Consider the following 14,242-nt stretch of genomic DNA (forward strand, 5'->3'; position numbering starts at 1 on the left):
GGAGAACAGGACGCCGTGGAGTGTATCTCCATAAGGGCTGTTCGACGCATTCAGAGAGAAAATCCGCCACGTCCTAAAGGGATATGGTGAAAATGGCCCAGCTTCGCGTCGCAAAACCTCGATCGAGAACCACTCCACCTTCGGCTTTGCTCCTAAACCTGAGCCATTTTCATCCATACCACGCTTCAAAACTAATTCCCCACAGACCCTAGAACAACCGCAGCCCGTTCGGCGCCTTCTGTGATGACTTGCTTTCATCCACGCCAGGATCATCGACAATGATATGCGCTGTACGGTTTTTCACAGCGTCGGCATCATCTTCAGCACTTTCTGGTGAAATGGCATCGATCACAGCTGGGTTGTCGACCGCAGCGATTTTTGGCGGCAGCGGTGCGGTCTTAACCTTTACCGGTTCGGCTTCAGGCACAACCACTTCGGCCTCGACCACATCCTCAAACTTTGGCTTAGGCGCAGGTTTTTCGACCGGAACAATTGCCCTGCTTTCTGCGATGTGATCCGGAACTGCTTCCGCAATTTCCGGCTTTTCAATCTCAATCACCGGCGAAAGCTGCTCAACCGGCACTTTCCATTCAAAGCTGTTCAAGCGTCCGGTAACAGGCGACACGGGTGACCATTGCTCGGAAACATAGCCGTCCGCCGTCCATGCAGGATCGCGCGGCGCCTTGACAGCCTGAGCAAGCCACTGCCGCACCTTGCCCTGATCGCCGGTCTCGGCCTCTTCGATATCCGCAAGCAGCAGATAAGCGCTTTCCCGAGGAGAGCCGCGCAGCACCTGTTCAGCATTATCGCGCGCAAGACGATAATCACCGGCCTCATAAGCTGCACGTGCGAGCGCCAGACTGCCTTCGGCATTGTTTGAACGCAGCGTCACCAGATGTTTCGCCCGTTTCAAACGGTCCTGCACCGTGTCGCCTGCCCGACCATACACATAGGTCGAAGCAATATCGGGATGCGGCGAACGCTTCCAGGCAGCTTCAAGAATTTTTGAGCCCTTGCGCACTTCACCATCGGCAAACAGCGCACGTGCAGCAACAACAGCCGCAGGCACCAGATCAGGCGCAAGCTTATTGGCTTCAAGCGCAATGACCTTGGCATGTGCATGATCCACATCCACCGTCGCCATTGCTTTGGCAGTGAGAAGCGCTGCGCGCTCCTTCTTCACCACATCCTTGCTGTGAGCGAGTGCCTGTTTGCGTGCATCCACCAACTTCAATGCACCATCCCAATCGCCTTCAGAGCAGAGCTGGCCCATGACGGCAGAGGATGCCCATTCAAGCTGTGGTGCTTCTTTTGCGGCTTCCGCCGCATAATGACGAGCGGCCTCGCGCGCGCCGACACGCTGCGCTTCGATATAAAGACCGCGCAAACCAAGCAGCTTGGTTTCCGGGTCTTCAATCATGGCTTCAAAGCCCTTGCGGGCATCGTCGGTGCGGCCTTCCAGCATGGCAGTCTGCGCTTCAAGAAGCTTGATCAGTGGCTCCTGATCCGAGTTCAAAAGCTTGGCTGCCTGCTTGTTCATGCGGCGTGCGGCCTCCGCATCGCCTGCACCCGCAGCAATCAGTCCGGTTGATAGTGACTGATAGCCACGGTCGCGTTTACGGGCTCGGAAATGACGGCGCAGCGTATAAGGCGACTGGATGATACTCTTGATAAGCCACCAGAGGATCAGGATCGCGGCAACAATCGCCACCACACCCGCAGCGGCGGTAATCAGCGGCACATTATAATGATTGCCAGCGAAGGTGACATCAAGCTCACCCGGACGATCCGCGAGCCACGAAAAGCCAAATCCTAGAACGACAACAATAGCGAAGTAAAATATCACACGCAGCATAGACGACGCCTCCTTAGTTTGGCGCCGTGGCGTCTGTTGCGGTCTTTGGCTTGAGGCTGTCGGTCACAAGACGCTGGATCAATGCATCTGTGTTGTGCCGCGCCTTCATCTGGCCTGCAAACTCTTCTGAAGCCGCTTTCGCATCAGCAGGCAATTGCTCCCATTCGGAGATTGCCCGTTCAAGATCACCGGCATGAAGGGCTGCTTCCATACGTGCTGTGGTCGGACCAACACCCGTCCCGCTCACATTGCCTGCAACGGGGCGCACGCTGACGAGACCTTTGGCGCTGGCGACAAGCTGATCCCATACGCCTGCATCGGCAGGCAGCTTGTTTTCTGTAGCTATAATTTTGTTTGCAACAGGTCCAAACCACGCATTGAGATCGGCGATGGTCGGAACACCTTTATCGGCAAAAGCACTCAACCCTTCTACCGACTTATCCTGTGGCGCAACAGACGCATAAGTCTCGAGCTCCGCCTTGAACGAACCACCGCGATCAATCGCCGTCTTCAATGCGTTGGCGGCAATCAGCGCCGATGCATCCGGCTGACGCGCACTTTCACTCACCTTGTTCTGAAGCGAAACCAGCTTCTGCTCAAGGCTCGAAATCGTGCCGCTATTTCCCGAAACACCAGCCGCGACCTGATCGGCCTGGCTTTTTGCATCGCTCAATTGCGATTCGAGTGCTGCAAGACGCTCGGTCAACGCAGAAATATCGACCGGAGCAGAACCGCCCTCGCCTGCCTTGGGCAGTGCTGCAAACTGCTGCTGAATTTCGGTGAGACTTCCGACAACAGCTTCAGACTTGATCTCAGCCGCTTCGACATTTTTCTGCAAATCGGCAAGTTGCACCTTGCTGGCATCATCCAGAGGCGCTGGCGCTGGATTGGTGCGCAGATCGGCAATCTGTTGCTCCATACGCGCCAATTGTTCGGCAGTGACGCGCGATCCCGGCGAAGGCACCACATTGCCCCATTGCAAAGCCAGCAGACCGCCAAACGCAATCACGCCACCGGCAACGCCGGCCAGAAGATAAGCGCCGCCTGAACCGGATTTCTTTTCAGATACCGGCGGTACAGACGTGGAGGCGTGCGGCGCTTCCCTTGAGGTTTCAGGCTTAACACCAGCTGTAAAGGGGGGCTTTTCCGCTTTGGGTTCAGGTTTTGGAGCAGCAGCGGCGGCAGGCTTTGTATCGGTCATCTTCGAGAAATCCCCTACTGGCTCGGCTGCCGGTGTTGCCTGAACCGTCGTCTGAAGTGTCGCCTGTGGTTTTGCCGCTTCGTCAACACGTTTAACATCCGACGGATCCAGATTGATCGTCACAGGCTTGCGGGCCGGTTTGGAATGTCGCGGAGTGCCGGATTTCGCCATGGGTCCTCTCGTCGTGCAAAGAATGTCTTTAAAGCTTATCAGATAAAATCAGGAGATGAAGAAAGGTTGCGCGCAAAAGAGTCAAAGTTTGGAAAACAAACGAAAAATACCACTCTCATCGGGATGATCCGCAATTAGTGCCTGCGCGCGCCATTCCTCTGGCAAGCAGTCGGCAACACGTTCAGAAATGCTGAGAAACCGCGTTTTCTCGTCAAACTGCGCGTCAGTTTTCTGCATCAACTCGACAAACAGCTTCGCGGCGACAGCAGAATAAAGCAGCACCGCGACAAATGGACCTTTGGCAAGCGTGGCTTTGATTTCATTGACTGAATAGTCGATTGTCGCGATGTCATAGACATCCCGGACTGTCATAGTAAAGCCCGTCTTCGACACCTGATGCTCAAATACGGGCTGACGCACACGTCCTGCGAGATAAAGAACCCGTGCGCTTTTCGGCAGATATTCAGCCATCCCGGCAGCCAGACGCACCGCGTCACCGCCGCCTTCAATCACAGTCCGAAAACCTGCTTCCCGTGCGGCACGCGCTGTACCTTCGCCGACAGCAAACAGCGGCAGGGTTTTCAACGGTTGAAGTTGTTTATTTGGTACGTGTCGAAACGCATTGGCGCTCGTCACTGCAAGCGCATCAAACGATTGATTCCTGATTGAGAATTGAAGCGCGACCGTATGGCTAACCGGCAAAGAGACAGGCGAAAACCCCAGATCGGCAAGCTTTGCCGCCGTCAATGATGCCGATGGTTCTGGCCGAGTGATCAGAACACGACCGCCAAGCACTGCCTTTCGCTCTTCCGCCAATGTTACTCCCAGCCTTCAAAGAACTTTGCACCAGCTTGCGTCCGTACACGTTTGGCGGCTTCCGATCCGAGCGCGGCAGCATCGGAAGCAGAACCTTCTGCGGTTACTTCATGCGCTTCACGACCATCTGGCGTCAGGATCATGCCACGGAACGAGACCTTGTCTCCATTGACAATCGCAAGGCCTGCAATCGGCGTGCGGCAAGAGCCATCAAGGGTTGCCAGAAACGCGCGTTCGCAAGCCAGCGCCACATGCGTGTCGCGATGCGCCAACGGCTTCAGCAATGCATCGATTTTTTCATCGCCAATACGACTTTCGATACCGATTGCGCCCTGTCCCGGCGCAGGCAGAAAGATCGATGGATCAAGCAAATCGGTAATCACATCGGCAAGGTCGAGTCGCTTCAATCCGGCGCAGGCGAGGAACGTGCCATCCACTTCGCCTTCTTCCAGCTTGCGAAGACGCGTCTGGACATTGCCGCGGAACATCACCACTTGAATGTCGGGGCGCAGACGCTTGATCATTGCCTGACGACGCAGCGATGACGAGCCCACGACCGAGCCCTGTGGCAGATCGAGAAAGCGTTTTGATGTGCGGCCAACGAAAGCATCGCGCGGATCTTCGCGCTCCAGAAATGTGGAAAGATGTAGACCTTCCGGCAGAACAGTCGGCATATCCTTGGTGGAATGCACAGCAAGATCGATGCGGCCGTCTTTCAGCGCTGCTTCAATCTCTTCGGTAAACAGCCCCTTGCCGCCAACCTGCGACAACGGGCGATCCTGAATGCGATCTCCGGCTGTCGACATCGGAACGATTTCAATCGCATCTTCATTGAGGCCATGCGCGGCAATCAGGCGGGAACGGGTTTCATAGGCTTGCGCGAGCGCAAGCTTGCTGCCTCTAGTACCAATCTTCAAGGATGCTGTTTGCATATCGCGCCGTCCATGATACCGGGTTTCCGGGAAATACTTATGTAAAGTTTTGAGACAGGCAGGGTCTAACCGCAAATGCGCATTCTTGGAATAGAGACAAGTTGCGACGAAACAGCCGCCGCCATCGTCGAACGTGACGATAACGGCAAAGGGCATATTTTGTCCAATGTGGTACTCAGCCAGATCGCCGAACACGAACCTTATGGCGGCGTGGTGCCGGAAATCGCCGCGCGCGCCCATGTAGAAGCGCTTGACCGGCTGGTAGAACGCGCGCTCAAAGACGCCAATGTGAAGCTTGATGAAGTGGACGCGATTGCTGCGACCGCCGGTCCCGGCCTTATCGGTGGGCTTATTGTCGGGCTGATGACCGCAAAAGCCATGGCCATGGCAGCAAACAAGCCGTTCTATGCGGTCAATCATCTGGAAGGTCACGCGCTTACCGCACGATTGACCGACAATCTTCCGTTTCCTTATCTGCTGCTGCTTGTATCCGGCGGTCACACACAGATGGTTCTGGTGCGTGGCCTCGGCGACTATGAGCGCCTCGGCACGACAATCGACGATGCGCTGGGCGAGGCTTTCGACAAAACCGCCAAGCTGCTCGGCCTGCCTTATCCCGGCGGTCCGGCTGTTGAACGCATGGCTTTGCAGGGCGACGCCAAGCGTTTTCCGTTGCCAAGACCGCTCAAGGGCGAAGCACGGCTCGACTTCTCCTTCTCCGGTCTCAAGACAGCCGTGCGCCAGACTGCAACAGAACTTAGCCCCCTTTCCGATCAGGACGTGGCAGACATTTGCGCATCATTTCAGGATGCAGTAGCTGATACCTTGTCAGATCGCGTGAAGCGGTCGCTGGAGCGCTTCAAACAAGAATTCCCGGATTGCGCGACACCTTCGCTGATCGTTGCGGGTGGTGTTGCGGCCAACAAGACCTTGCGCGCTTCGCTGGAAAAGCTTTGCGAAAAGCATGGTTTCAGCTTCATCGCGCCGCCGCTCAATCTCTGTACCGATAATGCGGCAATGATTGCATGGGCAGGTGCCGAGCGTGCAGCAACCAAAGGCCCTGATTCGCTCAATCTTGCTCCGCGCTCACGCTGGCCGCTTGATGAAAAATCAGCGCCCATGTTCGGCACCGGACGTCGCGGAGCAAAAGCATGAGCGACAAAGCTAAAATTGCCGTTCTGGGTGGCGGCGCATGGGGGACCGCTCTCGCGGCCATGGCGGCGATCGGTGGCCACGACGCATGGCTTTATGCCCGTGATGCCGAAACGGTTGCACATGTGAACAACCAGCACCGCAACCCAGCATATCTTGGCGAAATAGAATTGCCGGAAGGCATTCGCGCCAGCACAGACGCCAAGGCCGTTTTCCTGGATGCCGACATCGTTCTTGTTGTGGTTCCGGCGCAGGTCATGCGCAAAGGGCTTCAGGAACTAAGCAGCCTTATCCCGCAATCCGCACCCGTTATTCTCTGCGCCAAGGGCATTGAGCGCGAGACCGGGCGACTGATGTCGGAAGTGGTTGCAGAAGTTCTGCCCAATCATACGATCGGTGCGCTTTCCGGTCCGAGCTTTGCAACCGATGTTGCGCGCGGTCTGCCAACGGCTGTGACCATTGCCTGCGAAGATGCCACCATCGCCGATCAGCTGGCTGCAACGCTTTCTGGACCCGCTTTTCGCTGCTATTCCACCACCGATCTCAAGGGCGTTGAAATCGGCGGCGCACTCAAAAATGTTCTGGCTCTCGCGGCAGGTGCTGCCATTGGGCGCGGCTATGGTGCCAGCGCTCAGGCAGCCCTCGTTACACGCGGCTTTGCCGAATTGCGACGCATAGGGCAGGCCATGGGTGCAAAGCCTGAAACCATCATGGGGCTTTCAGGCCTTGGCGATCTGATGCTGACCTGTTCTTCCTCGCAATCGCGCAATTATTCATATGGGCTTGCTATCGGACGTGGTGAAGACCTCTCCAATCGCCCACTAGCCGAAGGCGTTGCAACCGCTCCAATTGCCGCCGAACTCTGTAAGAAGCATGCTATCCCTGCGCCGATCATTACGGCTGTTGCAGCGCTTCTTGCCGGAAAAATCACGATTGATGAGGCCGTTACGGCTCTTCTTAACCGACCACTCAAGACCGAGGATTAATGCATGATCCTGAAAAGTGGGAACCGGTTTTCAGATAAGATCATGCACAAATAAAAAGGTTAGAATAACATGCTTTTTGCTCTTCTGTGCAACGACAAGCCCGATCATCTGCAAGTGCGCCTTGATACGCGCTCGGCCCATCTCGACTATCTCAAGTCGCTCGGTGATGTGCTGAAATTTGCAGGCCCGTTCCTTGGTGAAGATGGCAAGCCGAATGGCAGCCTCGTTGTTGTGGAAGCTGCCGACAAGGCAGAAGCCGAAAAGATCGCGGCGAATGATCCTTATGCTCTGGCTGGCCTTTTTGCCGATGTGACCGTGCGCCCATGGAACTGGGCCATCAACAATCCAGCAAACGCATAAGGATTCATCATGGCTTACTGGCTGTTCAAGTCCGAACCGTTCAAATGGTCATGGGAAATGCAGAAAGCCCGCGGCGAACAAGGCGAGCAGTGGGACGGCGTACGCAACTATCTGGCACGCAACAACATGCGCGCCATGAAGCTCGGCGACAAAGGCTTTTTCTACCATTCCAACGAAGGTCTGGAAGTGGTGGGTATTGTCGAGATTTGCGCGCTTTCGCACCCTGACAGCACCACAGATGATCCGCGTTGGGATTGCGTAGACATTAAGGCCGTGTGCGATGTGCCAAAGCCTGTCACGCTGAAAGATGTGAAAGCCAATCCGAAGCTCGAAAAAATGGCGCTCGTCACGTCCATGCGTCTTTCGGTACAGCCGGTAACGGAAGACGAATGGATCGAAGTTTGCCGCATGGGCGGACTGGACGCCAAAGACATCTGATGCTCAATCCGGCACATAAAAATGCGCGTGAGTTCATATTGGCCAATACTGGCCTGCAAGCGCCACCGCATGTGCCGGAAATCAGCCTCCATCTGGCCGATGAAGCCCACGACCTCTGGCATAAAACCGAGGAAGAGCTGGCGACCATCGGTCTTCCGCCACCTTTCTGGGCCTTTGCCTGGGCCGGCGGTCAGGGCGTCGCACGCTATATTCTTGATCATCCCGATAGGGTTACGGGCAAAACCGTGCTGGATTTCGCATCCGGCTCGGGCCTCGTTGCCATTGCAGCGATGAAGTCGGGGGCGAAAAGCGTTCTGGCTTCAGACATCGATCCCTTTGCGCTTCCGGCAATCGAAATCAATGCGGCTGCAAACAGCGTTGCCATCACCCCGACACTCACAGACCTGATCGATCAGGATCATGACTGGGACGTGGTGCTTGCTGGCGATGTTTTCTACGAAAGACCGCTCGCAGATCGTCTGATCCCGTGGTTTTCAAAGCTTGCGGCACGCGGTGCCCGCATCATTGTCGGTGATCCGGGTCGCGCCTATCTGCCAAAGGACAGGCTTGAGCAGCTTGCCGTTTACACAGTGCCGGTCACCCGTGCGCTTGAGGATGCGGAAGTCAAGCGCACGACGGTTTGGACTTTTTTATAACGCTTGTCGTTATCTCAAAACCGGTTCCCACTTTTGGGCGACAAGCTTTTGTCTAGAGCGCATCCCGAAAAGTGTGAAACGGCTTTCGGAAAAGATGCGCGTTAAAACAAATATTTAGAGCGCCGGTCTGATCCAATCAGATCGAAATGCGCTCTAAGCAAACTTTTTCGCACCAGCCACACACAGAACAACCACACCAGCGGTCAACACCATGCCCATGCTCACCGGCTCACCGGCGATGGATGCGGCCAGCATCAGCCCAAAGAATGGCTGCAACAATTGCAACTGGCCGACAGCCGCCGCACCGCCCTGGGCAAGCCCACGATACCAGAAGAAAAAGCCGATCAGCATTGAAAACAGCGTGACATAGGCAAGCCCGCCCCATGCCATCGCCCCGATACCGGACCACGTTTCCGGACGCGTCAGGATGCTGAGCGGCAGCATGACCGGCAACGAGAAGACCAGCGCCCAGCAGATCACCTGCCAGCCGCCCAGCCGTCGCGACAGGCTCGCGCCTTCCGCATAGCCAAGTCCGCAGACAATGATTGCACCCAGCATCAGAACATCGCCGAGCAGTGTGGACTGGCTACCCTGCCCATAAGCATAGGAGGCAACGATGAGGCCCCCTGCAACCGAAAACAGCCAGAACAGAGGGCGCGGATTTTCACCGCCACGCAGCACGGCAAACAAAGCCGTCGATAAAGGCAGCAGACCGATAAAGACAATCGCATGTGCCGATGTCATGTGCTGCAGCGCAATGCCTGTCAGTAACGGGAAACCAACCACCACACCAAGCGCTACGACGATCAGTGAAATAACGTCATTGCGACGCGGGAAAGGCTCACGGAAAGCGAGCAGAAGTATCAAGCCCAGAAGACCTGCAATCGTCGCTCGTGCCATGGTCAGGAAGGTCGGGTCGATATCGATTACCGCCAGACGTGTCGCAGGCAACGACCCGCTGAAAATGAGAACCCCCAGAAATCCGTTAATCCAACCCGCTGTCTTGTTCATTGTGTCTTTTCGATCTTTTGCAATTTTGTATAGATGATTCCGGTACAGTGCCGCGAAGTTGGCCAAATAATCAGAGACAATTACCGGACAATTTTGGTAAACTGTACTGATACGAAGGATGGTACAGATGATTTCGACGGGCCTTTTGCGCAGTCTTGAGGCTGTAGAGGCCGCCTATCTCGGCGGACAAAGCGAGCGCAGTGATGAAAAAAATGCGCCCGAGAAAATATCGCTCGTTGAAAAGGTCATGACCATCATTCGCGACCGTATTGCGGCCATGAGCCTCGCTCCCGGTGCACGACTGCCGTCGATCCGCCGTTTGGCCGAAACCATGCATGTATCAAAATCAACCGTTGTCGAAGCCTATGACCGTCTGGTAGCGGAAGGTATCATTCAATCGCGCCGTGGTGCGGGTTTCTATGTTTCCGAACGCGCACGCCAGCCTTTCACCGTGGCGGCAAACATGCCCCAGAAGGACCGGCAGATTGATCCTTTCTGGGTCATGCGGCAATCGCTTGAAGCTGACAGCGAGACTTATAAGCCGGGTTGCGGCTGGCTACCCGATGAATGGCTGCCCCTGGAAGGCATTCGTCGCGCCATGCGGGCGATGGCACGCGATGAGAACAGCAATCTCACCACCTATGGTGAGCCGCTTGGCTTCCGCCCTTTGCGAAACCATCTGGCACGCAAATTGTCCGAACAGGGGATCGATATGTCCAGCGGGGATATATTGCTGACCGATTCCGGCACCCATGCCATCGACCTCATCTGCCGCTTTCTGTTGCAGCCCGGCGATACAGTGCTGGTGGATGATCCCTGCTATTTCAATTTTCAGGCGGTGCTTCTCTCTCACCGGGTAAAAATCATAGGTATTCCCTATACCCATAATGGCCCAGACCTTGAGGCCTTCGCCAAAGCTGCAGAAGAGCAGGCGCCAAAGCTTTATATTTCCAATGCCGGGCTACACAATCCAACCGGCGGCACCATGACGCCCGCCATTGCACACCGACTGCTCAAGCTTGCAGAAATGCATGACATCACGCTGGTCGAAGACAATATTTTTGGCGATTTTCATCCGTCTCCCACGCCATTGCTTGCTGAACTCGACGGCTTTGATCGGGTGCTGCATATCGGCAGTTTCTCGAAAACTCTCTCGGCTGCAGCACGTGTTGGCTATATTGCCGGTCGTCGTGACTGGATCGACGGCCTGACCGATCTCAAGCTTGCCAGCACATTTGCGGGCAACACGGTTTCAGCGCAGATTGTGCACTCTCTTCTCACCGATGGCACTTATCGACGCCACATCGATGGCCTGCGTGCAAAGCTTGCAGATGCCATGACCATGGCTGCCAAAAGGCTCAAGGCGACAGGGCTTGAACTCTGGACCGAGCCGCAGGGCGGCATGTTTCTCTGGGCACGATTGCCCGAAGGGATGGACTCCGGCCAGATCGCGGCTTATGCGCTCAAAAAAGGTGTTCTGCTTGCACCTGGCGATGTGTTCAGCCCATCACGCAGTGCAACCCGCTATCTGCGTTTCAATGTTGCGCAATCGATAGAGCCCTATATCTTTGCCGTTCTGAGCGATGCGATGCGCGAAGCATTAGCATGATTGCATTCACCCGCTCACATCGAAAACAACTTCAACCAAAAGCAATGCAGTCAGTGGACACTTGAAGGATATACTCACCCCCTGTCTTTGAGGAGAGACATCGGGAGGGATAAACGTGAATACACACCCAACCGGGATAGCGGCCAGTCCGCGTCCCGAAGATGAAAAACTATCCGTTGCGGCCAACCTCGCTTATGGCTTCCAGCATGTTCTGACCATGTATGGCGGCATTGTTGCTGTACCACTGATCATCGGTCAGGCAGCAGGCCTCAGTCCCAGCGAAATCGGCCTGCTGATTACTGCGTCGCTTTTCGCAGGCGGCATGGCAACCGTTTTGCAAACCATCGGCATTCCGTTTTTCGGCTGCCAGCTTCCACTGGTTCAGGGCGTGTCCTTTGCCGGTGTCGCAACTATGGTCGCCATCGTCACATCAGCACAAACAGGAGAGGCCGGGCTTCAGGTCGTACTCGGTGCAGTAATGGCGGCATCGCTGATCGGCTTTCTCATCACGCCGATATTCTCGCGCGTCACGCGTTTCTTTCCACCACTTGTCACCGGCATTGTGATTACGACCATCGGCCTCACATTGATGCCGGTCGCTGCACGCTGGGCAATGGGTGGGAATAGCAAAGCGCCGGACTTCGGCAGTATGAGCAATATCGGCCTAGCCGGACTAACGCTTTTGATCGTGCTGCTGTTGAGCAAGGTCGGCAATGCCACGATTTCACGCCTTTCGATCCTGCTCGCCATGGTTATTGGCACGGGGATTGCGTGGTCACTCGGCATGACGGACTTTTCGCGGGTCGCGGAAGGCCCTGTCATGGCGCTGCCTGAAATCTTCCATTTCGGATGGCCGATTTTCAGCATTGCCGCCACGCTTTCGATGTTCATCGTCATCATCGTAACGCTGGTGGAAACTTCGGCCGATATTCTGGCGGTTGGCGACATTCTGGAAACCAAGGTCGATTCCCGCCGCCTGGGCGACGGTCTGCGTGCAGATATGGCATCGAGCATTCTGGCACCCGTGGTCGGCTCTTTCACACAAAGCGCTTTCGCACAGAATGTCGGTCTTGTGGCCGTAACCGGCGTGAAAAGCCGTTATGTGGTGGCAACGGGCGGCCTTATTCTGATCACACTCGGTCTTCTGCCTGTTATGGGACGGGTGATTGCCTGCGTGCCGCCTGCAGTGCTGGGTGGTGCCGGTATCGTGCTGTTCGGAACGGTTGCCGCAAGCGGCATCCGCACACTTTCAAAGGTCGACTATCAGAACAACATCAATCTGATCATTGTGGCTACCTCCATCGGCTTCGGCATGATCCCGATTGCAGCACCAGAATTCTACCATCAGTTCCCGGCCTGGTTTGAAACCATTTTTCATTCAGGCATCAGCTCCGCTGCATTGATGGCAATCGCGCTCAATCTCATGTTCAATGAGTTCAAGGCTGGCAATTCAGACCAGATGTCGGTTTTTGCAGAAGGCACCGAACGCATCATTCGCCACCACCAGATCGCAGAACTGCATGATGGCGATTATATCCAGAACGGTAAGCTCTATGATGCTGAAGGCAATGAAGTGAAGATCGTGCCTGCGGCGGCGCATTAGAGCGCCGGGCGCCCTATCGGGCGCGCTAAGGTCGCTCTAACACTTTAAAATTATGCTCTAATCACCGCAAAACACGAATGACCGTTCTATCGGTCAAATGAGGCAGGAGGCGCGCCATGTCGGCGCGCTTCAATGCTATACAGCCTTCAGTCGGGCTGAAACCTGAACGACTGAGATGAAAGAAAATTGCACTGCCGCAGCCACGTCTGCGCGGGCTGATGTTCCAGTCCATGACAATGCAGACATCATAAACATCATCATTGCGCCACATCTTCTCATGACTGGCCTTGAAGGGCAGATTGACGGGGCGATTATAATTGGCGTCATTGGGCGCATCGCACCAGCCATCCAGTTTGCGCACGCGTCTCAAGGGCAGACGGGACAAAGGCAGGTGTCCGGCATCGCCGCGCCGATAGCCATAGCGCAATCGCAAGGACGAAAGAGGGGTCGCGCCATCGCCTTCGCGCTTGAAAGCGCTGATTCCCCCCTTGCCAAGTGCACATTGGAGCACCAAATTGCCAGCAGCAAGCAGGCCGCGCGTCTTATGGCCGGGCTTTGCCCGTACATCGATGATGCCAATTCCGCGGCTTTTTTGATTTCTGGTCAAGCCTGCCTCCTCAAATGCTGACTGCTTGAAAACTTTTGGTGGTATACACGAAAAGCTCTCGCGTTTTTTCACGGCTTCAACTTATCGCCATTAAATGTCATAAAACACGAACAGCTATTTGAATCAAAGAGTAACGAGGACAGGCATGACAGGTCGTACAATACTGGTTGTGGACGATGACGAAGATCTTCGTTCCATCCTCGTCGAACAGCTTGAACTTTGCGAAGAGTTCCAGATTCTTCAGGAAGACAATGCCACGAAAGGCATCCAGACCGCCCGCAATGGCGTCGTCGATTTGCTGATCATGGATGTCGGCCTTCCGGATATGGACGGTCGTGAAGCAGTAAAGCTCCTGCGAAAAGGCGGCTTCAAGGCCCCGATCATCATGCTGACGGGTCATGATACAGAATCGGACACGATTCTCGGTCTTGAATCGGGCGCGAATGACTATGTCACCAAGCCGTTCAAGTTCGCAGTTCTCCTTGCCCGCATCCGCGCGCAGCTGCGCCAGCACGAGCAGAGCGAAGACGCGACATTCATCGTTGGTCCCTATACCTTCAAGCCAGGCCAGAAACTGCTTCTCGATGAGAAGGGCAGCAAGATTCGCCTGACTGAAAAAGAAGCCGCAATCATCAAATATCTCTACCGTGCAGGTGACAAGGTCATCGGCCGCGATGTGCTGCTTGAGGAAGTCTGGGGTTACAATTCCGGTGTCACGACCCACACGCTGGAAACCCATGTCTACCGTCTGCGCCAGAAAATCGAGAAGGATCCGTCCAATGCATCGCTTCTGGTTACAGAAAGCGGGGGATACAAACTTGTCCCATGATGGACAGCGCCTGATG

General features: G+C 55.4%; 14 protein-coding genes. 8 read left to right on the plus strand and 6 right to left on the minus strand.

Annotated elements, in window-relative coordinates; translation table 11 throughout:
* Positions 1–208 precede the first annotated feature (208 nt).
* The 4 genes from C9380_RS11540 to hemC all read right to left on the minus strand — a co-directional run bounded on the left by C9380_RS11540 (position 209) and on the right by hemC (position 4,975).
* On the minus strand, positions 209–1,855 hold the full coding sequence (locus C9380_RS11540; RefSeq protein ID WP_128093567.1) for a heme biosynthesis protein HemY: 1,647 nt from the start codon (positions 1,853–1,855) through the stop codon (positions 209–211).
* 13 nt (positions 1,856–1,868) lie between these two features.
* Positions 1,869–3,227, minus strand: coding sequence for a COG4223 family protein (locus tag C9380_RS11545; protein WP_128093568.1), 1,359 nt, complete (start codon positions 3,225–3,227; stop codon positions 1,869–1,871).
* An 81-nt stretch (positions 3,228–3,308) separates the two neighbouring features.
* Entirely contained in the window at positions 3,309–4,043 is a 735-nt protein-coding gene (locus tag C9380_RS11550; RefSeq protein ID WP_128093569.1) for a uroporphyrinogen-III synthase, read from the minus strand.
* 2 nt (positions 4,044–4,045) lie between these two features.
* Complete coding sequence (gene hemC, locus C9380_RS11555) at positions 4,046–4,975, minus strand: hydroxymethylbilane synthase (protein WP_128093570.1); 930 nt, start codon at positions 4,973–4,975, stop codon at positions 4,046–4,048.
* Positions 4,976–5,050: 75 nt separating this feature from the next.
* Here hemC and tsaD point away from each other — a divergent pair, with 75 nt between their 5' ends.
* The 5 genes from tsaD (at position 5,051) to C9380_RS11580 (ending at position 8,567) form a co-directional block, all read left to right on the plus strand.
* Positions 5,051–6,130: a tRNA (adenosine(37)-N6)-threonylcarbamoyltransferase complex transferase subunit TsaD gene (gene tsaD / locus C9380_RS11560; RefSeq protein ID WP_100558480.1), complete on the plus strand. Its 1,080-nt coding sequence runs from the start codon at positions 5,051–5,053 to the stop codon at positions 6,128–6,130.
* On the plus strand, positions 6,127–7,113 hold the full coding sequence (locus C9380_RS11565; RefSeq protein ID WP_128093571.1) for an NAD(P)H-dependent glycerol-3-phosphate dehydrogenase: 987 nt from the start codon (positions 6,127–6,129) through the stop codon (positions 7,111–7,113). The genes tsaD and C9380_RS11565 overlap by 4 nt, the downstream gene beginning before the upstream one ends.
* A gap of 69 nt (positions 7,114–7,182) precedes the next feature.
* The gene (locus tag C9380_RS11570; RefSeq protein ID WP_024898559.1) at positions 7,183–7,473 is read left to right on the plus strand and encodes a YciI-like protein; all 291 of its coding nucleotides are present in this window, start codon (positions 7,183–7,185) and stop codon (positions 7,471–7,473) included.
* A gap of 9 nt (positions 7,474–7,482) precedes the next feature.
* Positions 7,483–7,911 (plus strand): EVE domain-containing protein, encoded by a 429-nt coding sequence (locus tag C9380_RS11575; protein ID WP_024898558.1) that lies wholly within the window; start codon positions 7,483–7,485, stop codon positions 7,909–7,911.
* Positions 7,911–8,567 carry a class I SAM-dependent methyltransferase gene (locus tag C9380_RS11580; protein WP_100558476.1) on the plus strand — a complete coding sequence of 219 codons (657 nt, stop codon included), beginning with the start codon at positions 7,911–7,913 and terminating at the stop codon, positions 8,565–8,567. The genes C9380_RS11575 and C9380_RS11580 overlap by 1 nt, the downstream gene beginning before the upstream one ends.
* Positions 8,568–8,720: 153 nt before the next feature.
* Here C9380_RS11580 and C9380_RS11585 read toward each other — a convergent pair whose 3' ends face one another.
* Complete coding sequence (locus tag C9380_RS11585; RefSeq protein ID WP_100558475.1) at positions 8,721–9,578, minus strand: DMT family transporter; 858 nt, start codon at positions 9,576–9,578, stop codon at positions 8,721–8,723.
* Between the two features lie 127 nt (positions 9,579–9,705).
* Here C9380_RS11585 and C9380_RS11590 point away from each other — a divergent pair, with 127 nt between their 5' ends.
* A complete protein-coding gene (locus C9380_RS11590) occupies positions 9,706–11,187 on the plus strand; it encodes an aminotransferase-like domain-containing protein (protein ID WP_024898555.1) in 1,482 nt (493 codons plus the stop codon).
* A gap of 115 nt (positions 11,188–11,302) precedes the next feature.
* Complete coding sequence (locus C9380_RS11595; protein ID WP_024898554.1) at positions 11,303–12,790, plus strand: nucleobase:cation symporter-2 family protein; 1,488 nt, start codon at positions 11,303–11,305, stop codon at positions 12,788–12,790.
* A 61-nt stretch (positions 12,791–12,851) separates the two neighbouring features.
* Here C9380_RS11595 and C9380_RS11600 read toward each other — a convergent pair whose 3' ends face one another.
* The gene (locus C9380_RS11600; protein ID WP_024898553.1) at positions 12,852–13,397 is read right to left on the minus strand and encodes a L,D-transpeptidase family protein; all 546 of its coding nucleotides are present in this window, start codon (positions 13,395–13,397) and stop codon (positions 12,852–12,854) included.
* Between the two features lie 145 nt (positions 13,398–13,542).
* On the opposite strand from C9380_RS11600, the gene optR reads away from it, so the two are divergent.
* Positions 13,543–14,226 (plus strand): response regulator OptR, encoded by a 684-nt coding sequence (optR, locus tag C9380_RS11605; protein WP_024898552.1) that lies wholly within the window; start codon positions 13,543–13,545, stop codon positions 14,224–14,226.
* Positions 14,227–14,242: the final 16 nt, after the last annotated feature.

It is taken from the genome of Brucella pituitosa (genome assembly GCF_003049685.1).
Taxonomy (GTDB): domain Bacteria; phylum Pseudomonadota; class Alphaproteobacteria; order Rhizobiales; family Rhizobiaceae; genus Brucella; species Brucella pituitosa.